Source organism: Pseudomonas sp. SCB32 (assembly GCF_009189165.1).
Taxonomy (GTDB): domain Bacteria; phylum Pseudomonadota; class Gammaproteobacteria; order Pseudomonadales; family Pseudomonadaceae; genus Pseudomonas.
In genome coordinates, this window is sequence record NZ_CP045118.1 from 2,233,361 (window position 1) to 2,258,060 (window position 24,700).

Annotated in this window: 27 protein-coding genes; 17 read left to right on the top strand and 10 right to left on the bottom strand. The window is 66.3% G+C overall.

Annotation, left to right across the window (positions count from 1 at the left end):
* Positions 1 to 54: 54 nt before the first annotated feature.
* From folE to GA645_RS10530, 4 genes are all read right to left on the bottom strand, one after another.
* Positions 55 to 600, bottom strand: coding sequence for a GTP cyclohydrolase I FolE (gene folE / locus GA645_RS10515; RefSeq protein ID WP_015476787.1), 546 nt, complete (start codon positions 598 to 600; stop codon positions 55 to 57).
* 132 nt (positions 601 to 732) lie between these two features.
* Complete coding sequence (locus GA645_RS10520) at positions 733 to 1,290, bottom strand: Smr/MutS family protein (protein WP_152222463.1); 558 nt, start codon at positions 1,288 to 1,290, stop codon at positions 733 to 735.
* A gap of 78 nt (positions 1,291 to 1,368) precedes the next feature.
* Complete coding sequence (locus GA645_RS10525; RefSeq protein WP_152222465.1) at positions 1,369 to 1,689, bottom strand: hypothetical protein; 321 nt, start codon at positions 1,687 to 1,689, stop codon at positions 1,369 to 1,371.
* Positions 1,690 to 1,861: 172 nt separating this feature from the next.
* Positions 1,862 to 2,458, bottom strand: coding sequence for a cysteine hydrolase family protein (locus GA645_RS10530; RefSeq protein WP_152222468.1), 597 nt, complete (start codon positions 2,456 to 2,458; stop codon positions 1,862 to 1,864).
* A 179-nt stretch (positions 2,459 to 2,637) separates the two neighbouring features.
* On the opposite strand from GA645_RS10530, the gene prmB reads away from it, so the two are divergent.
* Positions 2,638 to 3,552 carry a 50S ribosomal protein L3 N(5)-glutamine methyltransferase gene (gene prmB, locus GA645_RS10535; RefSeq protein WP_152222470.1) on the top strand — a complete coding sequence of 305 codons (915 nt, stop codon included), beginning with the start codon at positions 2,638 to 2,640 and terminating at the stop codon, positions 3,550 to 3,552.
* Between the two features lie 88 nt (positions 3,553 to 3,640).
* On the opposite strand, the gene GA645_RS10540 is transcribed toward prmB, so the two are convergent.
* Entirely contained in the window at positions 3,641 to 4,426 is a 786-nt protein-coding gene (locus GA645_RS10540) for a hypothetical protein (RefSeq protein ID WP_152222472.1), read from the bottom strand.
* A gap of 46 nt (positions 4,427 to 4,472) precedes the next feature.
* A complete protein-coding gene (locus tag GA645_RS10545; RefSeq protein WP_372239789.1) occupies positions 4,473 to 5,504 on the bottom strand; it encodes an alpha/beta hydrolase in 1,032 nt (343 codons plus the stop codon).
* A gap of 110 nt (positions 5,505 to 5,614) precedes the next feature.
* Here GA645_RS10545 and aroC point away from each other — a divergent pair, with 110 nt between their 5' ends.
* The 6 genes from aroC to GA645_RS10575 all read left to right on the top strand — a co-directional run bounded on the left by aroC (position 5,615) and on the right by GA645_RS10575 (position 10,193).
* Positions 5,615 to 6,706: a chorismate synthase gene (gene aroC, locus GA645_RS10550; RefSeq protein ID WP_152222476.1), complete on the top strand. Its 1,092-nt coding sequence runs from the start codon at positions 5,615 to 5,617 to the stop codon at positions 6,704 to 6,706.
* Positions 6,707 to 6,761: 55 nt separating this feature from the next.
* Positions 6,762 to 7,922, top strand: coding sequence for an MFS transporter (locus tag GA645_RS10555; RefSeq protein WP_152222478.1), 1,161 nt, complete (start codon positions 6,762 to 6,764; stop codon positions 7,920 to 7,922).
* Entirely contained in the window at positions 7,906 to 8,532 is a 627-nt protein-coding gene (locus tag GA645_RS10560; RefSeq protein WP_152222480.1) for a methylthioribulose 1-phosphate dehydratase, read from the top strand. The genes GA645_RS10555 and GA645_RS10560 overlap by 17 nt, the downstream gene beginning before the upstream one ends.
* 46 nt (positions 8,533 to 8,578) lie before the next feature.
* Positions 8,579 to 9,124 carry an acireductone dioxygenase gene (locus GA645_RS10565; protein ID WP_152222482.1) on the top strand — a complete coding sequence of 182 codons (546 nt, stop codon included), beginning with the start codon at positions 8,579 to 8,581 and terminating at the stop codon, positions 9,122 to 9,124.
* Between the two features lie 120 nt (positions 9,125 to 9,244).
* Positions 9,245 to 9,931: an acireductone synthase gene (gene mtnC / locus GA645_RS10570; RefSeq protein WP_152222484.1), complete on the top strand. Its 687-nt coding sequence runs from the start codon at positions 9,245 to 9,247 to the stop codon at positions 9,929 to 9,931.
* Positions 9,932 to 10,004: 73 nt separating this feature from the next.
* A complete protein-coding gene (locus GA645_RS10575; protein ID WP_152222486.1) occupies positions 10,005 to 10,193 on the top strand; it encodes a PLD nuclease N-terminal domain-containing protein in 189 nt (62 codons plus the stop codon).
* Between the two features lie 516 nt (positions 10,194 to 10,709).
* Here the strand turns inward: GA645_RS10575 and GA645_RS10580 are convergent.
* Positions 10,710 to 11,237, bottom strand: a complete 528-nt coding sequence (locus GA645_RS10580; RefSeq protein ID WP_152222488.1) for a dihydrofolate reductase family protein — start codon at positions 11,235 to 11,237, stop codon at positions 10,710 to 10,712.
* A gap of 67 nt (positions 11,238 to 11,304) precedes the next feature.
* On the opposite strand from GA645_RS10580, the gene GA645_RS10585 reads away from it, so the two are divergent.
* On the top strand, positions 11,305 to 11,883 hold the full coding sequence (locus GA645_RS10585; protein WP_152222490.1) for a helix-turn-helix domain-containing protein: 579 nt from the start codon (positions 11,305 to 11,307) through the stop codon (positions 11,881 to 11,883).
* Between the two features lie 24 nt (positions 11,884 to 11,907).
* Positions 11,908 to 12,441 carry a methylated-DNA--[protein]-cysteine S-methyltransferase gene (locus tag GA645_RS10590; RefSeq protein ID WP_152222492.1) on the top strand — a complete coding sequence of 178 codons (534 nt, stop codon included), beginning with the start codon at positions 11,908 to 11,910 and terminating at the stop codon, positions 12,439 to 12,441.
* Here GA645_RS10590 and GA645_RS10595 read toward each other — a convergent pair.
* Together GA645_RS10595 and GA645_RS10600 are read right to left on the bottom strand one after the other, a co-directional pair.
* Entirely contained in the window at positions 12,438 to 12,914 is a 477-nt protein-coding gene (locus GA645_RS10595; RefSeq protein ID WP_152222494.1) for a methylated-DNA--[protein]-cysteine S-methyltransferase, read from the bottom strand. The two genes, GA645_RS10590 and GA645_RS10595, sit on opposite strands and share 4 nt — an antisense overlap.
* A gap of 2 nt (positions 12,915 to 12,916) precedes the next feature.
* On the bottom strand, positions 12,917 to 13,822 hold the full coding sequence (locus tag GA645_RS10600; protein ID WP_152222496.1) for a DNA-3-methyladenine glycosylase: 906 nt from the start codon (positions 13,820 to 13,822) through the stop codon (positions 12,917 to 12,919).
* 182 nt (positions 13,823 to 14,004) lie between these two features.
* Between GA645_RS10600 and speE the strand changes: the two genes are divergently transcribed.
* From speE to GA645_RS10615, 3 genes are all read left to right on the top strand, one after another.
* Positions 14,005 to 14,865 carry a polyamine aminopropyltransferase gene (speE, locus tag GA645_RS10605; protein ID WP_152222499.1) on the top strand — a complete coding sequence of 287 codons (861 nt, stop codon included), beginning with the start codon at positions 14,005 to 14,007 and terminating at the stop codon, positions 14,863 to 14,865.
* 319 nt (positions 14,866 to 15,184) lie between these two features.
* Positions 15,185 to 17,248 carry an LTA synthase family protein gene (locus GA645_RS10610; RefSeq protein ID WP_152222500.1) on the top strand — a complete coding sequence of 688 codons (2,064 nt, stop codon included), beginning with the start codon at positions 15,185 to 15,187 and terminating at the stop codon, positions 17,246 to 17,248.
* A 316-nt stretch (positions 17,249 to 17,564) separates the two neighbouring features.
* Positions 17,565 to 18,350, top strand: a complete 786-nt coding sequence (locus GA645_RS10615) for a sulfite exporter TauE/SafE family protein (RefSeq protein WP_152222502.1) — start codon at positions 17,565 to 17,567, stop codon at positions 18,348 to 18,350.
* 9 nt (positions 18,351 to 18,359) lie between these two features.
* On the opposite strand, the gene GA645_RS10620 is transcribed toward GA645_RS10615, so the two are convergent.
* Positions 18,360 to 19,376 carry an AraC family transcriptional regulator gene (locus GA645_RS10620; protein WP_152222504.1) on the bottom strand — a complete coding sequence of 339 codons (1,017 nt, stop codon included), beginning with the start codon at positions 19,374 to 19,376 and terminating at the stop codon, positions 18,360 to 18,362.
* A 131-nt stretch (positions 19,377 to 19,507) separates the two neighbouring features.
* Here GA645_RS10620 and GA645_RS10625 point away from each other — a divergent pair, with 131 nt between their 5' ends.
* From GA645_RS10625 to GA645_RS10645, 5 genes are all read left to right on the top strand, one after another.
* Complete coding sequence (locus tag GA645_RS10625; protein WP_152222505.1) at positions 19,508 to 20,983, top strand: NAD(P)/FAD-dependent oxidoreductase; 1,476 nt, start codon at positions 19,508 to 19,510, stop codon at positions 20,981 to 20,983.
* Positions 20,967 to 21,914 carry an alpha/beta hydrolase gene (locus GA645_RS10630; RefSeq protein ID WP_152222507.1) on the top strand — a complete coding sequence of 316 codons (948 nt, stop codon included), beginning with the start codon at positions 20,967 to 20,969 and terminating at the stop codon, positions 21,912 to 21,914. The genes GA645_RS10625 and GA645_RS10630 overlap by 17 nt, the downstream gene beginning before the upstream one ends.
* Positions 21,911 to 22,672 (top strand): SDR family oxidoreductase, encoded by a 762-nt coding sequence (locus tag GA645_RS10635; RefSeq protein WP_152222509.1) that lies wholly within the window; start codon positions 21,911 to 21,913, stop codon positions 22,670 to 22,672. The genes GA645_RS10630 and GA645_RS10635 overlap by 4 nt, the downstream gene beginning before the upstream one ends.
* Before the next feature lie 151 nt (positions 22,673 to 22,823).
* The gene (locus tag GA645_RS10640; protein ID WP_152222510.1) at positions 22,824 to 23,507 is read left to right on the top strand and encodes a hypothetical protein; all 684 of its coding nucleotides are present in this window, start codon (positions 22,824 to 22,826) and stop codon (positions 23,505 to 23,507) included.
* Between the two features lie 104 nt (positions 23,508 to 23,611).
* Positions 23,612 to 24,520, top strand: coding sequence for a DMT family transporter (locus GA645_RS10645; RefSeq protein ID WP_152222512.1), 909 nt, complete (start codon positions 23,612 to 23,614; stop codon positions 24,518 to 24,520).
* Positions 24,521 to 24,700 lie beyond the last annotated feature (180 nt).

The following is a 24,700-nucleotide window of genomic DNA, read 5'->3' on the forward strand; positions in this document are numbered from 1 at the left end:
GCGCTCAGAAAAAAACCGGCCTGCGGGCCGGTTTTTTCATCGCGGTGGTTCGCTTCAGCGGATCAGGCTGAGGAACTCGCTGCGGGTGGCGGCGTTTTCGCGGAATTCGCCGAGCATCACCGAGGTGACCATCGACGAGTTCTGCTTCTCCACGCCACGCATCATCATGCACATGTGCTTGGCCTCGATCACCACGGCCACGCCCAGCGCGCCGGTGACCTGCTGCACGGCCTCGGCGATCTGCCGCGACATGTTTTCCTGGATCTGCAGGCGGCGGGCGTACATGTCGACGATGCGCGCGACCTTCGACAGGCCCAGCACCTTGCCGTTGGGGATGTAGGCGACGTGGGCCTTGCCGATGAAGGGCAGCAGGTGGTGCTCGCACAGCGAGTAGAGCTCGATGTCCTTGACCAGCACCATTTCACTGTTGTCGGAGCTGAACAGGGCGCCGTTGACGATCTCCTCCAGCGTCTGCTGGTAGCCACGGCAGAGGTACTGCATGGCTTTGGCGGCACGCTTGGGCGTGTCGACCAGACCTTCGCGGGTGACGTCCTCACCGAGCTGGCTGAGGATCGCGGAGTAGTGTTGTTCCAGGGACATGGATCTACCTGTGGCAATGACAAATATGAGAACCGTGGCGCAGGGTAGGGCGCGCGGCCCCGGCTGGCAAGGGTGGAGTGCCGGTTGGCGCCATATGGCGGGCCGGCTGGCGCCAATCGTTGCCCGGCTGGATTACTCGTCGCGGCCTTCGAGCATGGTGCGGCGCAGCATCACGTAGATGGCGCCGGTACCGCCGTGGCGCGGCAGGCAGGAGGCGAAGCCCAGCACCTGCGGGTGCTGGCGCAGCCAGGTATTCACGTGGCTCTTCATCATCGGGCTCTTGCCGTCGATGCGCGCGGCCTTGCCATGGGTGACGCGGATGCAGCGGACTTCGAAACGGGTGGCTTCGGCGATGAAGTCCCAAAGGGTCTCGCGGGCCTTTTCGATCTTCATGCCGTGGAGGTCGAGGCTGCCCTCGAAGCCGATCTGGCCGGCCTTGAGCTTGCGCATCTGGCCTTCCTGGACGCCGTCGCGGGCCCAGTAGAGCTCGTCCTCGGGGCCGACGTCGATGACGAACTGGTCCGACAGGCCGTCCACCCGGATGTTCTCGACACGCACGGTCGCGTTCTGCCGCAGCTCCTTGAGCTGCTTGCGGTCGGCCTTGGGCTTGCCGGTATCGGCCTGGTCCACGGTGATGCGCTTGACGCCGCGCATCTCGCGGGCGAACTGGGAAAAATCGTCGTCTTGCATGCGCACCTCCTCGAAGAGCCGCGCAGTGTAGCGGATCACGTTCGTCCTACGGAAATTCGCGCATCCGCTTGCAGGAGGTCAGTTGCGCTTCTTCATCAGCCGTGGCGACAGGCTCAGGCCCTCGCGGCCGCGTGCCCGGCGGCGGGCGGTGCGCCAGAACATCACGCCCAGCCACAGGCCCAGCACGCCGATGACCAGCAGCACGGCGCCGGCACCCGGCTCGATGTGCAGCACGCCAACGGCGGGCTGGCGCCGCAACAGCGCGGCGACGCCGGCCATCGCGGAAAGAATGCCAAGGGTGGCGATTACCGCCGCCAGGGCAGCGGCGAAGCGCCAGCGCCAGCGTCCCGGGCGCTTGGGACGCAAGGAGCGCGATTTGAAACTATCGGACAACTTCATCCCGACTTCCTCATCTGTTGAACGAGGCTATGACCGGTCAGGGCTGGATAGGGTTCCAACCCTGGGCTCGGGAGGCCCGCCAAGCCTGGTTTCCGGCCGGGCCGTGGGCTCTGCGCCTTAGCTGAGCCTAATCGCTGGCGGCTGTCGCTGCCGTCCGTCGGGACGGACGGTGTCAGACCAGTGCGTTCGCCTGGGCGACCACAGCGGCGAAGTTGTCGCCCAGCGCGGCGATCTCGGCGCGATGCAGGTCACGGGCGGCAAGCACGCCGCCTTCCGGCGTGGGGATGTCGCGGGTGGCGCAGGCGGCGTCCACCAGGGTGCAACGGTAGCCGTAGTCCTTGGCAGCACGCACGGTGGTGCTGATGCTCGAATGGGTCATGAAGCCGCAGACGATCACGTCGAGACGACCGTTGGCTTGCAGGCGGTCATGCAGGTCGGTGCCGGCAAAGGCGTTGGGCAGGCGCTTGTCCACCACCACCTCGCCCGGCAGCGGGGCGAGTTCGGGAAGGAACTGGCCGCGCGGGCCCTGCGGGTCGAGCACGCCGCCACGCACGCCCAGGTGGTGTACATGGACGATCGGAGTGCCCATGGCCCTGGCCGATTCCAGCAGCAGGCGGATCTGTGCCACCGCCGTATCCAGGTCCGGCAGTGCCAGCACGCCGCTGCGGTACTCCTCCTGGGCATCGATGATCAACAGAGTGCTCTGGCGCAGCGTGGCCGGCGGATAACCGCGTCCACTGATCTGCAGCATGCTGAGCGGATGGGACATGTCTCAACTCCTGATAATCCACGTGCCACCATTGTGGGCTGTAACGCGTCCCCTGTGAATCTTTGCGAACTCGCTCCAAAGTGGTATTGGCATGAACAACGATAGCTGGTCAGGGGCGCCCCAGTGCGTCGCTGTTCCGGTAGAATGCGCCCCTTTTTGCGAGCTGCGAGGACTGCGCCGTGACTCAATCCCGTTTGCTGACCCTGCGTGACCACATCCGCTGGGCGGTCAGCCGTTTCCACGCCGAGGAGCTGTTCTTCGGCCATGGTACCGACAATGCCTGGGACGAGGCTCGTCAACTTGTGCTCGGTGCGCTGCATCTGCCCTGGGAAATGGCCGATGCCTACCTGGACTGCCGCCTCGAGGACGAGGAGCGCGAGTACCTGATGCATCTGCTGCGCCGGCGTATCGAGGATCGCGTGCCGACCGCCTACCTGCTGGGCGAGGCCTGGTTCTGTGGCCTGCCGTTCGTAGTCGACGAGCGCGTGCTGGTGCCGCGCTCGCCCATCGCCGAGCTGATCGAGCGCCGTTTCGAGCCCTGGCTGGCGGCTGATCCTGCGCGCATCCTCGACCTCTGCACCGGCTCGGGCTGCATCGGCATCGCCTGTGCCAGCGCCTTCCCCGATGCCGAGGTGGTGCTGGGCGACCTGTCCTTCGACGCCCTGGAAGTGGCCAACATCAACATCGAGCGTCATGAGCTGGGCGAGCGCGTCTACACCGTGCAGGGTGATGGCTTCTCCGGCCTGCCGGGGCAGCGCTTCGACCTGATCGTGTCCAACCCGCCCTATGTCGACGCTGAAGACTTCGCCGACATGCCCGCCGAATACCACCATGAACCGGCGCTGGGCCTGGCCTGCGGCGACGATGGCCTTGACCTGGTGCGGCGCATGCTGGCGGAGGCCGCGGACCATCTCACCGAGCGCGGCAGCCTGGTCATCGAGGTGGGCAACAGCCAGGTGCACGTGGCGGCGCTCTATCCGGAAGTGGACTTCACCTGGCTCGAATTCGAGTACGGCGGCCATGGCGTGTTCCTGCTTTCGGCCCAGCAGTGCCGGGATCATCAGGAGCTGTTCAAGGCGCGCGTAAAGGCCTGATCCGGATCACTCCGTAGGAGCGGGCCATGCCCGCGATGATTCGACTGCCGCTCCGATACCCCAGAGGGCCGCAATCGCTGGCCCCCCCTCAGTGCGTGGCGATCCAGATCAGCAGGCCCGCCTGGAACACCGCGAACACCGTCAGGCAGGCGATGGTGAAGCGCAGGCTGGTGTCGTCGCGGCGGAAGGTCTCGATGCGCTGTTCCAGGCGGCGGATTTCATTGGCCTGGGTGGCGAGGTTCTGGTCGGCCTGTTCGAGCATGGTGGCCGCGTCCAGCAGTGGCAGGATCTGCACCTTCTCCTTGTGCCAGTCGTCGTACAGCTCGCTGACCCGGCCGGCGTGGTAGCGCGCCTTGAGCAGGCCCGAGTCCTCGTAGATCACATCGAAGCCCTGGGCGCGCAGGAAATGATCCCTGCGCTGGCGGGCGTCTTCGTTCATCGCGTCCTTCACCGCCAGCGCACCACCCTCGACCCGGTAGTGCGCCCACTTCTTCTTTGCCCAGCCCACGCCCTGGGCCAGCAGGAAGCGCCCCAGGCCCCGGTTCAGCGGCTCGGTGGTGAAGCCTGAGTCGGCGCCGAAGCGGATTTCCTTGTTGCGGTGGTCTGCCCAGACCTCCAGCAGGTTCATTTCCTTGCGCAGCACTTGCCCCGGCAGTTGGATGGTCAGGCGCAGCAGGCTCTGGTCGGCGCTGTGCCGTTCCACCCGGCCGAGCTGGACGAAGCGTAGCGGGCGCGCGCCGGTCGTGCGGTCGGTGGGCAGCGGCGCCAGGCGCAGCAGGCGGTAGTGCTCCGGACCCAGTTCCGCCCAGGGGTGGGGACGGGCAGTGCTCTGGGCGGCACTTTCATCGACGGAAGTGGGTTCGGCTTGGTTCATGGAGCGATCCTCGGGCCCGGAGGGCATGGCCGGGCTGTCCCGAGGGTTATCGACGGATTGCCGCGTTACTTGAGACGTCCGCTCCAAATTGCGCCAGGGTGGCGTTCGGCAGGGTGCGGGTGGTTTTCACGAAGTCGACGATACGCTGCACCAGCTCCCGCGCCAGGGGCAGGTTGGGGTTGTTGTAGGAGGCCAGCTGCTGCGGGCCGCTGGCCGGGACGATGCGCAGGATGTGGTTCATGCCGTCGATCAGGTACAGCTCGCTGTCGGGTTTGGCTCGCTTGAGCGCCAGGGCGTCTTCCTCGCCGACCTGGATGTCGTGCCGGCCCTGGAGGATCAGCGTCGGCATCTTCAGCGCGGCGAAGGCGTGGGCCGGGTCCTGGCGGAACAGGGAGATCAGGTAGGGCTGCACGCTGGGGCGGAACAGTGCGAGCAGCGGTTGCGACACCTTCGGCTGCAGCTGGCCGGCGTTGAGGCCATCGATCAGCTGGTTGGCCTCCTTCTGCAGCGGCGGCGGCAGGCGCCCTTGCAGTTGCTCGCGCAGTACGTCGCCGATAGGACGGGAGCTGCCGGAAATCGAGACCAGCTCGTCGGCGTGGGACTTCGGAGCCGCCAGGCTGGCGATCAGCGCGCCCTCGCTGTGGCCGATCAGAATCTGGCGGCCGAAGCGCGGGTCGCGCGCCAGCCGGTCGCTCCAGGCGACCACGTCGGCAACGTAGCCGTCGACGCTGAGTTCCTCTTCGCGCGGCGCGGCCGGCAGGCTGCGGGCCACGCCGCGCTTGTCGTAGCGCACGCTGGCGATGCCGTTCTCCGCGAGCGCTTCGGCCAGCTTGCTCAGGTAGGCGTTGTTGCCGCCCTCGGGGTTGTTGCCATCGCGGTCGGTGGGGCCGGAGCCGGCGACCAGCAGGGCGACCGGGGGCGGGGTGGCGCTTTGTGGCAGCAGCAGGGTGCCGCGCAGCACGCCGTGACCGGTGTCCAGGTCGTAGGGACGTTGCAGGATGCTGCTGGGAGCCGCTTGCGCGGCTGATCCGAGCAGGAAGAGGAAGAGCAGGAGGAGACGGCGCATCGATGACTTCACGATGGGGGTGATGGCGCTTTGATCCTCAATGCCGGCGAAGGTTCGCAGGGCGGATTGACGCAGGTATACTGGCCGGCCTTTTCGATCCCCTGTCTTCCGCGGAGCCTCGCATGTCCGGCAACACCTACGGCAAGCTGTTCACCGTCACCACCGCTGGCGAAAGCCACGGCCCGGCGCTGGTCGCCATCGTCGACGGCTGCCCGCCCGGCCTGGAGATTTCCCTGGAAGACCTGCAGCGCGACCTGGACCGCCGCAAGCCCGGCACCAGCCGCCACACCACCCAGCGCCAGGAAGCCGACGAGGTGGAAATCCTCTCCGGCGTGTTCGAGGGCAAGACCACCGGCACCCCGATCGGCCTCTTGATCCGCAACACCGACCAGAAGTCCAAGGACTACTCGGCGATCAAGGACCTGTTCCGCCCGGCCCACGCCGACTACACCTACCACCACAAGTACGGCATCCGCGACTACCGTGGCGGCGGCCGTTCCTCGGCGCGCGAAACCGCCATGCGCGTGGCCGCCGGCGCCATCGCCAAAAAGGTCCTGGCGGGCATGGGCATCAGCGTGCGCGGCTACATGAGCCAGCTCGGCCCCATCGAAATCCCCTTCAAGACCTGGGACTGCGTCGAAGAGAACGCCTTCTTCAGCCCCGACCCGGACAAGGTGCCGGAGCTGGAGGCCTACATGGACCAGCTGCGCCGTGATCAGGACTCGGTTGGCGCGAAGATCACCGTGGTCGCCGAAGGCGTGCCGCCGGGCCTGGGCGAGCCGATCTTCGATCGCCTGGACGCGGAACTGGCCCATGCGCTGATGAGCATCAATGCCGTGAAGGGCGTGGAAATCGGCGCCGGCTTCGCCAGCGTCGCCCAGCGCGGCACCGAGCACCGCGACGAGCTCACCCCGGAAGGCTTCCTGTCGAACAATGCCGGCGGCATCCTCGGTGGCATTTCCTCCGGCCAGCCGATCATCGCCCACCTGGCGCTCAAGCCGACCTCCAGCATCACCACCCCCGGCCGTTCCATCGACGTCGACGGCAACCCGGTGGACGTCATCACCAAGGGTCGCCACGACCCATGCGTGGGCATCCGCGCCACTCCCATCGCCGAGGCGATGATGGCCATCGTGCTGCTTGACCACCTGCTGCGCAATCGCGCGCAGAACGCCGACGTGAAGGTCGGCACCCCGGTCCTCGGCCAGCTTTGACCGACCTGAACCGTCCGCGAGCCAGCAGGTTCGCGGAAGGCTCGTCGCGCCGCCGATGACTCAGGTTCCCTACTGGCGGCTGTCCAGTTTCTACTTCTTCTACTTCTGCCTGCTGGGCGGGACGGCGCCGTTCCTCGCGCTGTATTTCCATCACCTGGGCTTCTCCAGCGCGCGCATTGGCGAGCTGGTGGCCATTCCGATGCTGATGCGCTGCGTGGCGCCGAACCTGTGGGGCTGGCTGGGCGACCGCAGCGGCCAGCGGCTGGCCATCGTGCGCTTTGGCGCGGTGTGCACGGCGTTGTGCTTCTCCGGCATCTTCCTCGGCCACAGCTATGCCTGGCTGGCGCTGGTGATGGCCGGGCACGCGTTCTTCTGGCACGCGGTGTTGCCGCAGTTCGAGGTGATCACCCTCGCGCACCTGAGCGGGCGCACCGAGAGCTACAGCCGCATCCGCCTGTGGGGCTCCATTGGCTTCATCTGTACCGTGGTCGGCCTGGGCTGGCTGTTCGAGCGCGCCAGCCTGGATACCTACCCGCTGGCGCTGCTGGCGATCATGCTCGGCATCGTCGGCGCCAGCGGGTGGGTGCCCAATGCGCAACCTCCTGCGCGCCATGACGAGGCGGATGCCGGCGGCTTCCTCAAGCAACTGCTCAGGCCCGGCGTGCTCGCGTTCTACCTGTGCGTGTGCCTGATGCAGTTGTCCCATGGCCCGTACTACACCTTCCTGACCCTGCACCTGGAGGCCCTCGGCTACGCCCGTGGGCTGATCGGCGAGCTCTGGGCGCTGGGTGTGGTGGCCGAGGTGCTGCTGTTCATGGTCATGCCGCGCCTGCTGCGGCGTTTTTCCCTGCGCCAGGTGCTGGTGGCGAGCTTCCTGCTGGCGGCGTTGCGCTGGCTGTTGCTGGGCACGCTGGCCGGCCATCTGCCGGTACTGTTGTTCGCCCAGTTGCTGCACGCCGCCACCTTCGGCAGTTTCCACGCCGCCGCCATTCATTTCGTCCAGCGCAGTTTCCAGGCCCGCCAGCAAGGGCAGGGGCAGGCGCTCTACGCCGCGCTGGCGGGGACGGGCGGCGCGCTGGGCGCGCTTTACTCCGGCTACAGCTGGGGTAGCCTTGGTCCGGCCTGGACGTTCACCATCGCCAGCGTTGCCGCGCTGGCCGCCGCCTTCATCATCTGGACCCGTCTGAACGAGGACCCGCATGAACGACACCCGTGAGCATTTGACCCAGCAGATCATCGAAGCCGGCCGCTTCCTCTATGGTCGCGGCTGGTCGCCGGCCACCAGCAGCAACTACTCGGCGCGCCTGGCCGCCGATCGCGCGCTGCTCACCGTTTCCGGCAAGCACAAGGGCCAGCTCGGCGTCGACGACGTGTTGGAGACCGATCTGGCCGGCAACAGCCTGGAGCCGGGCAAGAAGCCTTCGGCGGAAACCCTGCTGCACACCCAGCTCTACGCCTGGCGTCCGGAGATCGGCGCGGTGCTGCACACCCATTCGGTGAATGCCACTGTGTTGTCGCGGCTGACCGTGGGTGATCGCCTGGAGCTGGAGGACTACGAGCTGCAGAAGGCCTTTGCCGGCGTGACCACCCATGAAGGCCGCGTCACCGTACCGATTTTCGACAACGACCAGGACATCGCGCGCCTGGCGCAGAAAGTACAGCCCTGGCTGGATGCCCATCCGGACTGCCCCGGTTATCTGATCCGTGGCCACGGCCTGTACACTTGGGGAGCGCGCATGGCCGATGCCCTGCGCCAGATCGAAGCCTTCGAATTCCTCTTCGAATGCGAACTGAAAGTCCTGAGCCTTCGCGGCGGCACGCGCTGAGCGAATCCAGCCCGCTTTTGGAAAAAGAGCCCAGAAGGAAACGACCATGAGCAGCCTGACCGTCTACCACGAATCGAGCCCCGAGCAGCCGCTGAAGTTGCTGACCCATGCCGAGGACATCGCCTCGACCCTGGAAGCCGTCGGTGTGCGCTTCCAGCGCTGGGCGGCCAACGCGCCCATCGCCCCCGGCGCCAGCCAGGACGAGGTGCTCGCCGCCTACCAGCACGAGATCCGTCGCCTGCAGGAGGAGGAGGGTTATGTCACCGTCGACGTGGTCAGCCTGAACGCCGATCACCCGCAGAAGGACGAACTTCGCGCCAAGTTCCTCGACGAACACCGCCATGGGGAGGATGAAGTGCGCTTCTTCGTCGCCGGTCGCGGGCTGTTCACCCTGCACATCGAGGATCACGTCTACGCCGTGCTGTGCGAGAAGAACGACCTGATCTCGGTGCCGGCAGGCACCCGCCACTGGTTCGACATGGGTGAGCGTCCGCACTTCGTGGCCATCCGCCTGTTCAACAATGCCGAAGGCTGGGTCGCGAAGTTCACCGGCGACGACATCGCCAAGCGTTTTCCGTTGCTGGAAGACTGAGTTGTTTATTGGGGCCCCGCGTTCGCGGGGGTGACGATTCGGTTCGCGGCGGTGGCGTCATTCCCGCGAACGCGGGAATCCAGATGACTGGGCCCGACAGATAACGGGATTACCTTTTCCATGCCGATCAAAGCCATCCTCACCGACATCGAAGGCACCACCAGCGCGGTGAGCTTCGTCTTCGACGTGCTCTTCCCCTATGCCGCCGCGCATCTGCCGGACTTCATCCGCAATAACATCGACGATGCTCGTGTTACGGAGCAATTGGCTGCCGTGCAGCGTGAGAGCGGCGAGCGTGAGACGGCCGATCCTGAACGCTGCATCGAGATCCTCCTGGGCTGGATCGCCGAAGACCGCAAGGCCACGCCGCTCAAGGCGCTGCAGGGCATGGTCTGGGAGCAGGGCTACCGTGCCGGCCAGCTCAAGGGCCATGTCTACCCGGACGCCGTGGATGCACTGCGTCACTGGCACGCCGAGGGCTTTGCGCTCTATGTTTATTCCTCCGGCTCGATTCAGGCGCAGAAGCTGATCTTCGGCTGCTCCGAGGCGGGCGACCTGACTCCGCTGTTCTCCGGCTACTTCGATACCACCAGCGGGCCCAAGCGCGAGGCCGAGTCCTACCGGCGCATCGCCGCTGCCATTGGCCTGCCGGGCGAGGAGATCCTCTTCCTCTCCGACGTTGTGCAGGAACTGGACGCCGCGCAGCAGGCTGGCATGCAGACCATCGGCCTGGCGCGCGAGGGTGGTGTGCTGGCAGGCCATGAAACAGTGGCGAGTTTCGCGCTGATCGACCCTGCACGGGGCTGAGCCACCGCTCGCGCCGGCGGGGCTTGGGACGGTATCATCAGCGGACCAACTTTCTCATAGAGGGATCTTGAATATGGGTTTCCTGCGCGACCTGATCGCCCTGGTCATCTTCGTCGTGGACATCTGGGCCATCCTCAACGTGGCGCGAAGCGACGCTGACATTCCGAAGAAGATCCTCTGGATTCTGGTGGTCGCCGTTCTGCCGGTGCTGGGGTTGATCGTCTGGGCATTCGCCGGGCCGCGTAGCAAGGCGCGGAGCTGAGTTTCACTCGCCGATGCTTTGGTAGGGGATCGTGGTCATGCGAATGCTGCGCTCCCTGTAGGAGCGGACTTCGTCCGCGATGCTCCTGCTCTTCGTAGGGCGAATAACGCCTAAGGCGTTATCCGCCGTATTGGGGTTTGGGTGTTTCTGCGTCGCTTCGGCTTGTGCTGATGTATTTGGTTTCGCCCCCTCGGGCGAGTCACTTTTCCAAACGACGGATGGCCGCCCCCCGCAAAGTAACCAAAAGGCTTGCCCCTGCATCCGGTTTTTCGCTTAGGCGAAAAATACCCTCGCTGAATCGCAGTTTCAGGGGCCCGCGTCGACGGGCCATCCCTGGCCCGACGACGCTCTCGCGACATCCATGTCGCTCAACCCCTGAAACTCCGATTCCACTCGGCCTCCTGAAGGGGCGCTCCGGTGTGCGCGGATATTCCTCTGGAAACCGCATTTTGCTCCCGTAGGAGCGTGCCATGCCCGCGAAATCCATCGCCGCCCCGCAACAACCGGCTCCCCCTCTTAATCAAATCGATAATGCAACCGCACGCACCCCGGCTCCAGGGTCTTCGCCGACACCAACGTCGGCGACGCCCGCAGCCCGCTGGCAGGGAAGAGCGGAACACCGCCACCGATGATTTCGGGCATCACGTAGATTTCCAGCTCATCCAGCGCCCCGCGCTCCATGAACGCCATCTGCAGCTGGCCACCGCCGAGCATCCACACGTCCCCATCCTCCAGCGCACGCAACTCCGCCACCAGTGCGTCGATATCGCTGCGGGTTTCCAGGGGGCCTTTCGGGTGCTCGATGGGCCGTGACGTCAGCACCAGGACTCGCTGCTCACCGTAGGCCCAGGGGCTGGGATCGGTTTCGAGAAAGTCATAGGTCGCGCGCCCCATGACCACGGTGCGGATGCGCCGGATAAAGAGGTTGTAGTCGTGCTCGCCCAGCTCCAGCTTGTCGTACTTGAACAGCCACTCCAGGCTGTGCTCCGGGGTGGCGATATAGCCGTCGAGGCTGGTGGCGATGTAGCCGAGAATCCTGGCCATGGTGAATCTCCTTCGATAAGATCTGCCCAAATATATAAATGAATGTTCATTTATAAAAGAGGAATTCATGGCTCGAACCAAGACGGTCAGCGACGAAGCAATACTCGATGCCGCCATGGCGTTGATGGTGCGCGAGGGGCCGGAGGCGGTGACCTTCGCCGCCGTGGGGCGCGAGGTCGGGCTTTCCGCCGCGACCCTGGTGCAGCGTCACGCGACCAAGGCGGAGTTCCTGCGTGCAGTGCTGCTGCGCGCCTGGGATCAGTTGGATGCGCAGACGGCGCGGCTCGACGAGACCGCCGAGCTGGGCCCTGAAGGGGCGGTGCAGATGCTGCTGGCGATGTTTCCGGTGGGCGAGGGCGAGACCGATTACGCGGAAGGGCTGCTGATCCTGCGCGAGGATATGCGCGACCCGCTGTTGCGCGCACGCGGCGCTCAGTGGGGCGCGGCTTTGGCCACAGCGCTGGGGCGGCGATTGAGCCATGACCCGCAAAGGCAGCAGATACTCGGCCGCCTGATGGCCAGCCAGTGGCAGGGCGCGCAGCTCTGGTGGGCCTTCGAGCGCAAGGGCGATCCCGCCAGCGTCATCGGTGCTGAGCTGCGTCGCTGGTGCGAGGTGATCCTGGCCGGCGAAAGGCTTGCGGGATAAGGCGTGGGGGCGGAGACTCGACCGATGCATTACTGCCTGATCGAAACTCAACTCGGCTGGTTCGGACTTGCCTGGAGCCCGCAGGGGATCGTGCGCACCTATTTGCCAGGTGACTCCGTGCACAGCATGCGTGAGCGCTTCGATAAGCTCGGCAGCGAAACTGCGCACTGGCCGGGGTTCATCGGCGAGGCACGCCAGTTGATCCTCGGTTATGCGCGGGGCGAGGCGGTTTCCTTCGACAACCTGCCGCTGGACCTCTCGGCAGTCAGCGACTTCCATCGCCGCGTCTATGACGACATCCTTCAGCTCGGTCGCGGCGAGACCACCACCTATGGTGAGATCGCCCGGCGCCTGGGGGACGTCGGCCTGTCCCGCGCGGTGGGGCAGGCGATGGGGTCCAATCCGATTCCGCTGATCATCCCGTGCCACCGCGTGCTGGCCAGCGGCGGCAAGACCGGCGGCTTCTCCGCCCCCGGTGGCAGTACCTCGAAGATGCGCATGCTGGCGCTGGAAGGCTTCGAGGACCCGCAGGTCGCTCAGACCGCCTTCGACTTCTAGCCCTTCTCGATGGCGCCCTCCAGGCGCAACAGCAGTTCCTTGCGCGCCAGCCCGCCCGCGTAGCCGGTGAGACTGCCGTCCCGGCCGATCACCCGGTGGCAGGGCACGATGATGCTGATGGGGTTGGCGCCATTGGCCGCGCCCACCGCACGTACCGCCTTGGGCCGGCCGATGCGCTGCGCGAGTTCCGCGTAGTAGGTGGTATAGCCGTAGGGGATCTCGACGAGCGCCTGCCAGACCTGGCGCTGGAACGCGGTGCCGCCGGTATTCAGGCGGACTTCGAAGCGTTGGCGCTTGCCGGCGAAGTACTCGTCCAGCTGGCGCGCCACCTCGTCCAGCAACGGGCTGCCTTCGCGCCAGTCCGGCTCGGGGTAATGCCGCTGCTCCAGGTCCATGTAGAGCATCCGCAGGCCGCCTTCGTCGCCGGCCAGCAGCAGGCGTCCGGTGGGGCTGTCGTGATAGCGGTAGTGCATGGTCATCCTCCGGTGCGGCCGCCCTGGGAATAGGCGTGCCAGAGATAGACGGCGGCGTAGGCGCGCCAGGGTCGCCAGGCTTCGGCTCGGCGCTGCAGTTCGCGGGCGGTGATGCCGTCGGCACCCCAGACCGGCGATTTGAGCAGGCCCAGGTCGGCGGTGGGGAATGCGTCCGGATCGCCGAAGGCGCGCAGGGCGACGTACTCGGCGGTCCAGGGACCGATGCCGGGGAGGGCGCAAAGGCGTTTCACCAGGTCATCGGCGCCATCGTCCACGTGCAGGGCCAGGGTGCCGTTGGCGCAGGCAGCGGCGAAGCGTTGCAGGGTTTCCACGCGCTTGCCGGGCATGCCGATGCCGGCGAGGTCGGCGTTGGCCAGGGCTTCTGGCGTGGGGAAAAGCCGGGTCGGCTGTTCCTCGCCCGCGCCAGGCAGTGACTCGCCCAGGCGTTGCACCAGCCGGCCGACGATGGTCACCGCCGCCTTCACCGTGACCTGCTGGCCGACGATGGCGCGAACCGCCTGTTCGAACGGATCGAAGGCGGTGGGCAGCCGTAGCCCGGGGGCTTGCAGGATGAGCGGGCCGAGCAGCGGATCGTCGCCCAGGTGGTCGGCGATTTGCGCGGGGTCGCTGTCCAGGTCGAACATCTTGCGTACCCGCGCTGCCAGCGCATCGGCATGCTGCGGGGCGAGATGGATTTCCAGCTCCAGCTCGGCGCGATCCTCCCGTGGCCGCACGCTGAACCACCCGGCTTCATCGCCGACGTGCACGCTGCGGGCGTAGCGGTCCGGCGACAGGCATTCGACGCCGGCCAGGCTGCGCAGGGCGAAGTGATCGTGGAACTGCTGCCAGGTCCACGGCGCGCGGTAGGGCAGGCGGATGATCCGGGGAGTCGGGGATGCGTTTTTCATGGGGCGACCTTACCTGTTGCGCGCGTGGCTGTCCTCCCGACGCTGACTTTCAAACTGCCCGTCCGCCGGGGCGGACGACAACGGGGTTCGACCTGTCATCGCCAGGCACGTAGAATGCGCGCCTCTTTCGGGGCGGTGCGTCCGTCCCCTCCTACTGTCTTGTCCCGACGGGAGCCCCCTCCATGCACGATTACCAGGAAACCCTCTACGACGGCTATGGCCAGCGTTTCAGCGTCGACAGGATGCTCCACGAGGTGCGCACCGAGCACCAGCACCTGGTGATCTTCGAGAATGCCCGCATGGGCCGCGTGATGGCGCTGGACGGCGTGATCCAGACCACCGAGGCCGACGAGTTCATCTACCACGAGATGCTCACCCACGTGCCGATCCTCGCCCATGGCGCGGCCAAGCGCGTGCTGATCATCGGCGGCGGTGACGGCGGCATGCTGCGCGAGGTGTCCAAGCACGCCAGCGTCGAGCACATCACCATGGTCGAGATCGACGGCACCGTGGTCGACATGTGCAGGGAGTTCCTGCCGAACCACTCCAAGGGCGCCTTCGACGATCCGCGTCTGAACCTGGTGATCGACGACGGCATGCGCTTCGTCGCCACCACCAAGGAGAAGTTCGACGTGATCATCTCCGACTCCACCGACCCGATCGGTCCGGGCGAGGTGCTGTTCTCGGAGAACTTCTACCAGGCCTGCCACCGCTGCCTGAACGAGGGCGGCGTGCTGGTGACCCAGAACGGTACGCCCTTCATGCAGCTGGATACCGTGCGCAACACTGCCGGCCGCATGAACGGGCTGTTCGCTGACTGGCACTTCTACCAGGCGGCCGTTCCGACCTACATCGGTGGCTCGATGACCTTCGCCTGGGGCTCGACCAACCCGGCCCTGCGCCACGTCGACGTCGCGACCCTGCAGAAGCGCTTCGCCGCCAGCGGCATCCAGACCCGCTACTACAACGCCGCGATCCACCAGGGCGCCTTTGCCTTGCCGCAGTACGTGCTGCAGGCCATCGGCAAGCCGACCAACGACTGACCTCCGCGTCAGGGGAAGGCAGGCGCCGTTCCCGCATCGCGATGCGGCGCCACGCTGGGCGACCGGTGGTCGGTCATGACGGTACCGTCACTCGTCGTCCGGTAATGTAACCGCCCTCCGGCGGTCGTCAGCGCCTTTGCCGGGTGCTCGTATCATCCCGAAACGATTGTCCGCGCCGGCCTGATGCCGGCTCACGCGGTGCCGAATAGAATGCGCCGCCACGGCTTTTACGGTGTAATGCCGCGTTTTTTCGCGCTTTCGCAGGGCTCCGCCTGGGCGGCGCGCCTTCGAACCCACACGTTCACAACGGAACCTAGAAATGGGCCAATCTGAAGTCCTGACCAATCGCCAGAACGGTGCGAGCCTTACGCGGCCCACCGTCTCCAGCCACCTGGCGTTCACTGCGCTCAGCGTCCTCACGCTGATGGTGATGTTCTCCCTGTTGCGCCTCGCGCTGTTCATCTACAACCGCGAGCTGATCGGCAACAGCCCGGCTTCCGACTTCGTCGAGGCCTTCATCACCGGCATGCGTTTCGACATCCGCGTGGTGGTCTACATCGTCGCTCCGCTGGCCTTCGCCATCCTCAGCGCCCGCGCCATGAGCTGGCGCTGGTTGTGGAAAGCCTGGCTGACCGTGGCCGCGAGCCTCACGCTGTTCCTCGGCGTGCTGGAGATGGACTTCTACCGTGAATTCCACCAGCGCCTGAACAGCCTGGTGTTCCAGTACATGGCCGAAGATCCCAAGACGGTCATGAGCATGGTCTGGTACGGCTACCCGGTGGTCCGCTACCTGCTGGCCTGGGCTTTCGCCACCTGGCTGCTGTACATGCTGTTCCGCGGCATCGACCGCGCGACCCGTCCGAGCGCCGCAGGTCCGGCCGTTGCCGCCTGGTACATCCGCATCGCGGTGATGCTGGTGGTGGTCGTGCTGTGCGTCGTCGCCGCCCGTGGCACCCTGCGCCAGGGCCCGCCGCTGCGCTGGGGCGACGCCTTCACCACCGACTCGATGTTCGCCAACCACCTGGGCCTGAACGGCACCATGACCCTGATCAAGGCCGCCGAGGACCGCTTCGGCGAGGACCGCGCGAACATCTGGAAGTCCACCATGCCGGACGCCCAGGCCCGCGACACCGTGCGCCAGATGCTGCTCACCCCGAACGACAAGCTGGTGGATGCCGACACGGCCGCCGTCCGTCGTGACTTTACCCCGCCGGCCGAAGGCACCCTGCCGATCAAGAACGTGGTGGTGATCCTGATGGAAAGCTTCGCCGGCCACTTCGTCGGCGCGCTGGGTGGGCAGGGCAACATCACCCCGTACTTCGACAAGCTGTCGAAGGAAGGCCTGCTGTTCACCCAATTCTTCTCCAACGGCACCCACACCCACCAGGGCATGTTCGCCACCATGGCGTGCTTCCCCAACCTGCCGGGCTTCGAGTACCTGATGCAGACGCCCGAGGGCGGCCACAAGTTCTCCGGCCTGCCGCAGCTGCTGTCGGCGCGCAAGTTCGAGGACGTCTACGTCTACAACGGCGATTTCGCCTGGGACAACCAGTCCGGCTTCTTCGCCAACCAGGGCATGACCAGCTTCATCGGTCGTAACGACTTCGTGAACCCGGTGTTCTCCGATCCGACCTGGGGCGTGTCCGACCAGGACATGTTCTCCCGCGGCAACGAGGAGCTGGACAAGCTCGAGAGCACCGGCAAGCCGTTCTACGCCCTGCTGCAGACCCTCTCCAACCACGTGCCCTACGCACTGCCCAAGGACCTGCCGGTGGAGCCCGTGACCGGCTTCGGCAACCTTGACGAGCACCTGACCGCCATGCGCTACGCCGACTGGTCGCTGGGGCAGTTCTTCGAGAAGGCCAAGAAGTCGCCGTACTACAAGGACACCCTGTTCATCGTGGTGGGTGACCATGGCTTCGGCGCTCCGGAACAGCTGACCGAGATGGACCTGTTCCGCTTCAACGTACCCTTCCTGATGATCGCTCCGGGCATCCAGGAGAAGTTCGGCGCTACCCGCAACACCGTTGGCACCCAGATCGACATCGTGCCGACCATCATGGGCCGCCTGGGTGGCGAGACTCGCAACCAGTGCTGGGGCCGTGACCTGCTGAACCTGCCCGAAGGCGACAAGGGTATCGGCGTGATCAAGCCCTCCGGCAGCGAGCAGGTGGTGGCGATCATCAATGGCAACCGCATCCTGATCAAACCCAAGGAAGGCGACATTCGCGTCTACGACTACAAGGTCGGCAAGGACTTCGGCGTGACCCGCGTGGACAACGCGCCGGACCAGGAGGCCCTGCGCGTGCGCCTGGAGGCCTTCATCCAGACCGCGACCAAGAGCCTGCTGGACAACACCGGCGGCGTGGTGGACCCCAAGTGATCACCGTGTGAGCGGAAAAAGGGGCCTTCGGGCCCCTTTTTCTTTTGGGGTACGAGTGCGGAAAAGCGCCTCGACTCCCCGTAGGAGCGGACTCCGTCCGCGATCAGCGTCGGCACGAGGTTATCGCGGACGGAGTCCGCTCCTACAGTCAGGCTCTGGGCGGCGTGCCAGAGGGTTCGGCGTGGGAAAGGACAGCCGGGTTTCAGGTGAAAAGAAGTTATAAATTAAGACCACATCGGTCTAATGGATTATAAGAAAAGTCGTTATCCTGCCGCCCACACCACGAGGTGATCAGTTCGCCAGTCAGGACGCGTAGATGGAAGTTGGCAATATCGGTTTCGTGATCGCGGGTCTTGTCGTTGGCTTCATCGTCGGTATGACCGGCGTTGGCGGCGGTTCGCTGATGACCCCCATCCTGCTCTGGTTCGGCATCAACCCCGCTGCCGCGGTGGGCACCGACCTGCTGTATGCCGCCATCACCAAGTCCGGCGGCGTCCTGGTTCATCGCAAGCACGACAATATCGACTGGCGCATCACCGGCTGGCTTGCCCTGGGCAGCGTACCGGCGGCGGCATTGACCCTGCTGTTCCTGCACAACCTGCACGCCGATACCGCGGCGATGAACAACATCATCAAGCATGCCCTGGGCATCGTCCTGCTGCTCACCGCGCTGGCGGTCCTGTTCAAGAAGCAGGCACTGGCCTTCGCCCAGCGCCATGCCGGCGACAGCTTCCATTTCAGCGGTCCGAAGCTGAATACCCTGACCGTCATCACCGGCGCCGTTCTCGGTGCCATGGTCGCGCTGACCTCCATCGGCGCCGGCGCACTGGGCACCGTTGCACTGTTCGTGCTCTATCCGTTCCTCGCTACCCGTCGCCTCGTAGGCACCGAGATCGCCCACGCGGTGCCGCTGACCCTCGTCGCCGGCCTCGGCCATGCCAGCATGGGCAACATGGACTGGGGCCTGCTCGGCTACCTGCTGATCGGCTCGCTGCCCGGCATCTACGTCGGCAGTCACCTGGCCGGCCGTATTCCGGATGGCGTGCTGCGTCCTTGCCTGGCGGTGATGCTGGCCTCGATCGGCTACAAGCTGGTCTTCTGATCGCAGCGCTCAGCTCCGGCGGAAACGCCCCGGCGGTACGCCTTTCCAGCGGCGGAAGGCGTGGATGAAGTTCGACACCTCCCCATAGCCGAGCCGCTCGGCAATCTCCTCCAGGCGAATCACACCCGTGGCCAGCAGTTCCTCGGCCAGGGCCTGGCGTACCTCATCCACCAGTGCGCGGAAGCTGCTGCCTTCGGCATCCAGGCGGCGGCGCAGGGTGCGTGACGTCATGTGCATCGCCTCGGCCATCTGCTCCATGTCCGGCAGCCGTCCCGGCGTGGCCAGCAAACGGTCGCGGATCTGCCCGGACAACCCGGTGCGCACCTGGCGGCGTGCGAGCAGGGCGCGGCACTGCTCTTCGCAGCGCAGGGCCACTTCCGGATTGGCGCCGGGCAGCGGCAGTTCGAGGATGCGGCTGTCGAAGATGATGCGATTCTCCGTCTGGCCGAACAGTGGCCGTACCCCCAGTTCGTCGATGTAGGGCTGCACATCGCTGGGCGCTTCACGGCGGAAGCTGACCTGGCGCACGGGTGCCGGCTGGTTGGTCAGGTCGCGCTGGATGCGCAGCACGCCGCCGCCGTCGCGTTCGATCAGGAAGTCGCGCAGGTCTTCCGGGATGGCTTCGTCGTCCAGCAGCAGGTGCGCCTCGCCGTCATGCTCCTCCAGGCGCATGCGATGGAAGGCGTAGGTGAGGTCGAGGTAGCGCAGACCCAGGCGCGCGGCGCTGAGGAAGGTGGCGCTGCTGAGCAGCGCGAAGCCCCAGATGCCGTAGGTGTTGAGGTGGTAACGCAGGCCGGCCTTGAGGCCGATGCCGGGGATGTGTCCCAGGTGCCGGGCGAGGTTGCGCACCAGGCTCAGTTCCTGCTCGGCGTCCACTTCCGCACCGGGGTCGGCGAGCACGCCGATATCCAGGCCGGTGCCGCCCAGGCACTGCTCCAGATTCAGACCGTGGTCCAGGGCGAATTGGGTCAGCAGCTGCACGCTGACGGCGCTGCGGCGGGGCGACCAGGGGGCAGGGGTGGACATGGGGCTCCTCGTCGGACAAAGTGACCGAAAGTCACAATTTTATGTCCGACTATGCCATAACCGGACGGCGAATGAAGCCCTAGGATGTTCCCATCCGCCACTGGGCGGAGAACACCACCGGGAGCACAACAATGACAAACACTTCCCCCGGGTCGGCTGCCGTGCGCGTGCTGATCATCGGTGCCGGTTTTGCCAGTCTGGGCCTGGCGATCCGTCTGAAACAGGCGGGCATCGACGACTTCCTGATCCTCGAAAAGGCCGCCGACGTCGGCGGCTGCTGGCGCGAGAACCGCTATCCAGGCGCTGCCTGCGACGTGCCCTCGCACCTGTATTCCTTCTCCTTCGAACCCAAGGCCGACTGGTCGCGCAAGTTCGCGCCACAGGCGGAAATTCTCGATTACGCGCGGCACTGCGCGGACAAGTACGGCCTGCGCGAACGCATCCGTTTCCACTGCGAGGTCAGCGCGGCGAGCTTCGACGAGGCGGCCGGAGAGTGGCGGGTGACCTGTGCCAACGGCGAGGAGTTGCGCGCCCAGTCGCTGGTCTGTGCGCTCGGCCAATTGAGCCGCCCGCTGATCCCGCACTTGCCGGGTATCGAGCGCTTCCAGGGCAAGGCTTTCCATTCCGCACAATGGGATGACGAGGCAAAGCTGCAAGGCAGCCGCGTGGCGGTGATCGGCACCGGCGCCAGCGCCATCCAGTTCGTGCCGCAAGTCGCGCCGAAAGCCGCCGAGCTGCTGCTGTTCCAGCGCAGCGCGGCCTACGTGATCCCGAAGCCGGACCGTCCCTACGCCGCCTGGGAGCGTCGCCTGAAGGCGCGCCTGCCATGGCTGCAGCGGCTGGACCGGGGGCTCAAGTACGTCCAGCACGAGGCACGGGCGCTGGCCTTCACGGTGTTCCCGGCGCTGATGAAGATGATGCGCCTGAGCTTCCACCGCCATCTGCACCGGGGCATTCCCGACGCCGACCTGCGTGCGCGCCTGGAGCCGGACTACCCGTTGGGCTGCAAGCGCATCCTGATCAGCAACGACTACTACCCGGCGCTGGCGCGCAGCAATGTGAAGCTGGTCGACACCGGCATCCGCGAAGTCACCGAGGACGCCATCGTCACCCGTGACGGCCAACGCCATCCGGTGGATACGATCATTTACGGCACTGGTTTCGCCGCTACCGAGTTCCTCGCGCCTATGCGCGTCCAGGGGCTGGGCGGACGCGAGCTGAACCAGGCCTGGAAAGAGGGCGCGGAAGCCTACAAGGGCATCAGCGTGAGTGGTTTTCCCAACCTGTTCATCCTCTATGGGCCGAACACCAACCTGGGGCACAACTCGATCATCTACATGCTGGAAAGCCAGTTCCCCTACGTGCTCGGTTGTCTGCAACGAATCCGGCGCGAGGGTCTGAAGTACCTGGACGTGAAACCCCAGGTGCAGCAGCGCTTCAACCAGCACCTGCAGCACGAGCTGCGCCAGACCATCTGGGAGCGCGGCTGCAACAGCTGGTACAAGACCGCCAGCGGCCGCAACACCGTCAACTGGCCGGGCTTCACCTTCCGCTATCGTCAACAGACTCGTCAGCCGGAGTTCGCCGACTATGACTGCATCCGTTGAGCCCCAGGTGCCGCTGTCCCTTGGCCAGAAGTTTCTCACCGCCGCCCTGCGGGGCCTGCTCAACCTGCTGTTCCGTGGCCTGATGGGGCCGCAGTTGCCGGTCAAGGCGCAGCGCGCGCTGCTGCGCGGATTGACCGCCGCGACCCTCACACCGCGCGGTGTGCATCGTGAGCAGACGACGCTGGGCGGGCTGCCCTGCGAGGTCTGGCGGCCTCGCGAGGGCGGGGCGGGGACGGTGATTCTCTACCTGCACGGCGGCGCCTATCTGGTCGGTTCGCCGGCCACCCACCGGGCCATCACCGCTAACCTGGCGCGCTTCTGCAGGGCTGAGGTGTGGGTGGTGGATTACCGGCTGGCGCCGGAGTACGGATTCCCGGCCCAGCGCGACGATGCCGTGGCGGCCTACCGCGCGTTGCTGGAAAAGGACATCCCGCCCTCGGCCATCGCCGTTGCCGGGGATTCCGCCGGCGGCCACCTGACCCTGCAGCTCGCGTTGCAGGCGAAGGCGCTCGGCTTGCCGGCTCCCGGCGCGCTGGTGACCTTCTCGCCGGTGACCGATCTGACCGCCGAGCACCTGCACGCGCCGGCGGCGGGCGACCCGCTGATCACCCGCGCCTGGCTGGATAGCGCGATGGCGATGTTCTGTCCGCCGGAGGTGAGTCGGAGCGATGCGCAGCTGTCGCCGCTGCATGCTGATCTCACCGGCCTGCCGCCGTTGCTGATCCAGGTCGGTGAGGATGAAGTGCTGCGCAACGACAGCCTGCGTTTCGTCGATGCCGCGCGGCGCTACGGCGCCGTCGTCAAGCTGCAGCGCTTCCCGAACTGCTGGCACGTGTTCCAGGCCCACGCCGGAGTACTGAAGGTGGCCGACCGCGCCTTGCAGGACGTCGCCAATTTCATTGCCCAACATCTGCAGGGAGTGCGTCGATGAACACCATCCTCATCAGTGGCGCGGCCTCGGGAATCGGCGCCGCGACCGCACGGCTGTTCCACCGCAACGGCTGGCGTGTCGGCCTGATCGATCTGAATCCCGAGCCGCTGGCGGAGCTTGCCGTCGAACTCGGTGGCGCCTGGCGACGGGCACTGGATGTCACCGATGCCGAGGCGGTAGCTGCGGCCGTGCAGGCGTTCGCCGAGGCCTGCGGCGGTGGCTTGCGTCTGCTGTTCAACTGCGCAGGCATCCTGCGTTTCGGCCGTTTCGAGGACATCAGCCTGGCGGAGCACAACCGGATCATCGCGATCAATGTGCAGGGCGTGCTCAACTGCTGCTACGCCGCGCTGCCGTTCCTCAAGCGCACGCCGGGCGCGCAGGTGCTGAACATGGGCTCGGCCTCCGGGCTGTATGGCGTACCGCAGATGGCCAGTTATTCCGCCTCCAAGTTCGCCGTACGCGGGCTGACCGAGGCGCTGGAACTGGAGTGGCGCGAGCAGGGTATTCGCGTTGCCGACCTGATGCCGCCCTTCGTGCGCACGCCGATGGTCGCCAGCCAGACCGTCGAGCCGCCGGTGCTGCGCCGCCTGGGGGTGACCCTGAGCGCCGAGGACATTGCCGAGGCGGCGTGGCGCCAGGCCCAGAGCAGGGCGGTGCACCGGCCCATCGGGGCGCTGTTCCGGGCGATGTACTGGTCCGGCCAGCTGTCGCCGCCGGCGCTCAATCGCTGGGTAATGGCCTGGCTCAGCCGCGCCTGAGGTTCGCCGCGAGCGGTCGCGCACGCTCTGCCTCCAGGGTTTGCGCGATTTTCTTCGTGGGACTCCCACTGATGGCCGGGGCCTCGTAGACTCCCTCGCCGGCGCCGTGGATGCGGTCGCCGGTTCGTACGGTCTTCGAGGAGTCTGCGCCATGCAGCGCCCCCGCCTATCCTGGAAAGCGGCCTGGCAACAGGCCTGGAATGACGTCACCAGCCCTTTCGACCGCCTCAGCGAAGGGGCTTTCGGCGTTGTCATGGCCCTGACCATCATCTCGGTCATCCCGGCCGCCGCCGAAGGCGCTGGCCGCCAGGACCTGATCGTCGCCGCGCTGGGTTGCAACCTGGCCTGGGGAATCGTCGATGCCTTGATGACGCTGGTGGGCATCCGTGTGCGCCTGGATCACGCCCACGAACGCCTGCACGCCCTGCGTGAAGCGCAGCAGGAGCGCGGTTTCCGCGAAGGACTGCGCGACTTTCTTCCGGACGTGGTGGTCGATGGCATGCTGCCCGACGAGGTGCAACGCATGCGTCGCAACCTGCTCGCCTCCAGGATCGGCACCGGTGCCGCGCCACGGCTGGGACGCGAGCACTGGCTGGCCTGGCTGGTGCTGGGCTCGCATACCTTTGCCGCCACGCTCCCGATCATCCTGCCGTTGCTGCTGATCCATGACGACCTGCTGGCACTGCGTGCCGCCCAGTCGGTCGGGTTGGCCATGCTGTCCATCCTGGGCTGGCGGCTGGCGCGCTGGGCCGGCGGCTCGCCCTGGAAATCCTCGCTCGGCTTCACCGCTCTGGGCGTGGTGATGACCGGCATCTGCCTGGCCCTGGGGGGATAGTGTTTCAGGCCGTTTCAGCGCTTGCGCCACGGGTGGCCGGCCCGGATGCTGGAACGTCGTCCCGCCTGCCGGGGCGCCTCATCACCTGATGCAAGGATGCCGTCATGCCATTCGCCTTCGCCTGCCTGGCCCTGTCGATGCTGCTCGTCGGGGGCAACATTGCCATCGGCAAGCTGATCCTCGCCGACGTCCCGGTCTACCTGTTCGCCGCCTTGCGCTTTCTCATCGCCAGCCTGGTACTGCTGCCGGGCATGTGCCTGCGCGATGTCCGCCGCGGACTCGACCGTCGGGCCTGCGGCGGGCTGTTCCTGCAGGCCTTCTTCGGCTGTTTCCTGTTCAGCCTGTGCATGCTGCATGGCGTGCTGCTGACCTCTGCGACAAGCGCCGGGATCATCACCAGCGCCACGCCGAGCGTGATCGCGCTACTCGCCTGGCTCTGGCTGCGTGAGCGGATCAGCGCCCCGCAGCTGTTGGCGATCGTGCTGGCGGTAACGGGAATTGCCGCGCTGAACCTGCTGGAGCACCCGGAGAGCCGCAGCGGCAGCGTGGCCGGCAACCTGCTGGTGCTCGGGGCGGTGCTGGCCGAGGCACTGTTCGCGGTGTTTTCGCGCCGCCTGTCGCTCAGCGTGCGGCCCTGGGCCATGGCCTTTGGCGTCAATCTGGCGGGCCTGCTGCTGTTCCTGCCGTTCGCCGTGCCGCAGGCGCTGGCCTTCGATTGGAGCCTGCCCAGCGCGTCGACCTGGGGCTGGCTGCTGTTCTATGCGCTGAGTGCCAGCGTGTTGTCCTTCCTGTTCTGGTATCGCGGTATCTCGCAGGTTCCGGCGAATGTCGCCGGGTTGTTTACCGGCCTGATGCCGGTCAGCTCCGCGTTGGTCGGCGTCCTGCTGCTGGGCGAGCATTTCGGTGGTGGACACGCGCTGGGCATGCTGCTGGTCCTGACCGCGCTGGTGCTGGGCACACGTCGCGCCGGGCTGCCGCCTGTCGCCACCGCTGGGGCCGACGTGGCGAAGTAGCGGCAACTCGCTGGCGGAGGCGCTACGCTGGAAGAGTGGCCTTTGAAGTCCGTCACGGTTGCGCGCCTTTTAGCGCGTTCGGCGGACTTGGCTTCCAGTTGGGGGACGTTGATCGACTTGGCGTTTCCTGTGGCACATAGAGGTGCCCGGAACGCATGCCTGCCACCGGCAGGGTGCGTT

What these genes read in the sequence shown, in the direction of transcription:
- speE (WP_152222499.1), top strand. Translation starts at nt 14,005, where the DNA reads ATGCACGATTACCAGGAAACCCTCTACGACGGCTATGGCCAGCGTTTC.
- GA645_RS10565 (WP_152222482.1), top strand. Translation starts at nt 8,579, where the DNA reads ATGAGCAGCCTGACCGTCTACCACGAATCGAGCCCCGAGCAGCCGCTG.
- mtnC (WP_152222484.1), top strand. Translation starts at nt 9,245, where the DNA reads ATGCCGATCAAAGCCATCCTCACCGACATCGAAGGCACCACCAGCGCG.
- GA645_RS10645 (WP_152222512.1), top strand. Translation starts at nt 23,612, where the DNA reads ATGCCATTCGCCTTCGCCTGCCTGGCCCTGTCGATGCTGCTCGTCGGG.
- GA645_RS10590 (WP_152222492.1), top strand. Translation starts at nt 11,908, where the DNA reads ATGCATTACTGCCTGATCGAAACTCAACTCGGCTGGTTCGGACTTGCC.
- GA645_RS10520 (WP_152222463.1), bottom strand. Translation starts at nt 1,290, where the DNA reads ATGCAAGACGACGATTTTTCCCAGTTCGCCCGCGAGATGCGCGGCGTC.
- GA645_RS10640 (WP_152222510.1), top strand. Translation starts at nt 22,824, where the DNA reads ATGCAGCGCCCCCGCCTATCCTGGAAAGCGGCCTGGCAACAGGCCTGG.
- GA645_RS10635 (WP_152222509.1), top strand. Translation starts at nt 21,911, where the DNA reads ATGAACACCATCCTCATCAGTGGCGCGGCCTCGGGAATCGGCGCCGCG.
- folE (WP_015476787.1), bottom strand. Translation starts at nt 600, where the DNA reads ATGTCCCTGGAACAACACTACTCCGCGATCCTCAGCCAGCTCGGTGAG.
- GA645_RS10555 (WP_152222478.1), top strand. Translation starts at nt 6,762, where the DNA reads ATGACTCAGGTTCCCTACTGGCGGCTGTCCAGTTTCTACTTCTTCTAC.
- GA645_RS10560 (WP_152222480.1), top strand. Translation starts at nt 7,906, where the DNA reads ATGAACGACACCCGTGAGCATTTGACCCAGCAGATCATCGAAGCCGGC.
- GA645_RS10615 (WP_152222502.1), top strand. Translation starts at nt 17,565, where the DNA reads ATGGAAGTTGGCAATATCGGTTTCGTGATCGCGGGTCTTGTCGTTGGC.
- GA645_RS10540 (WP_152222472.1), bottom strand. Translation starts at nt 4,426, where the DNA reads ATGAACCAAGCCGAACCCACTTCCGTCGATGAAAGTGCCGCCCAGAGC.
- GA645_RS10620 (WP_152222504.1), bottom strand. Translation starts at nt 19,376, where the DNA reads ATGTCCACCCCTGCCCCCTGGTCGCCCCGCCGCAGCGCCGTCAGCGTG.
- GA645_RS10580 (WP_152222488.1), bottom strand. Translation starts at nt 11,237, where the DNA reads ATGGCCAGGATTCTCGGCTACATCGCCACCAGCCTCGACGGCTATATC.
- GA645_RS10610 (WP_152222500.1), top strand. Translation starts at nt 15,185, where the DNA reads ATGGGCCAATCTGAAGTCCTGACCAATCGCCAGAACGGTGCGAGCCTT.
- GA645_RS10625 (WP_152222505.1), top strand. Translation starts at nt 19,508, where the DNA reads ATGACAAACACTTCCCCCGGGTCGGCTGCCGTGCGCGTGCTGATCATC.
- GA645_RS10525 (WP_152222465.1), bottom strand. Translation starts at nt 1,689, where the DNA reads ATGAAGTTGTCCGATAGTTTCAAATCGCGCTCCTTGCGTCCCAAGCGC.
- GA645_RS10575 (WP_152222486.1), top strand. Translation starts at nt 10,005, where the DNA reads ATGGGTTTCCTGCGCGACCTGATCGCCCTGGTCATCTTCGTCGTGGAC.
- GA645_RS10530 (WP_152222468.1), bottom strand. Translation starts at nt 2,458, where the DNA reads ATGTCCCATCCGCTCAGCATGCTGCAGATCAGTGGACGCGGTTATCCG.
- aroC (WP_152222476.1), top strand. Translation starts at nt 5,615, where the DNA reads ATGTCCGGCAACACCTACGGCAAGCTGTTCACCGTCACCACCGCTGGC.
- GA645_RS10600 (WP_152222496.1), bottom strand. Translation starts at nt 13,822, where the DNA reads ATGAAAAACGCATCCCCGACTCCCCGGATCATCCGCCTGCCCTACCGC.
- GA645_RS10595 (WP_152222494.1), bottom strand. Translation starts at nt 12,914, where the DNA reads ATGCACTACCGCTATCACGACAGCCCCACCGGACGCCTGCTGCTGGCC.
- GA645_RS10585 (WP_152222490.1), top strand. Translation starts at nt 11,305, where the DNA reads ATGGCTCGAACCAAGACGGTCAGCGACGAAGCAATACTCGATGCCGCC.
- GA645_RS10630 (WP_152222507.1), top strand. Translation starts at nt 20,967, where the DNA reads ATGACTGCATCCGTTGAGCCCCAGGTGCCGCTGTCCCTTGGCCAGAAG.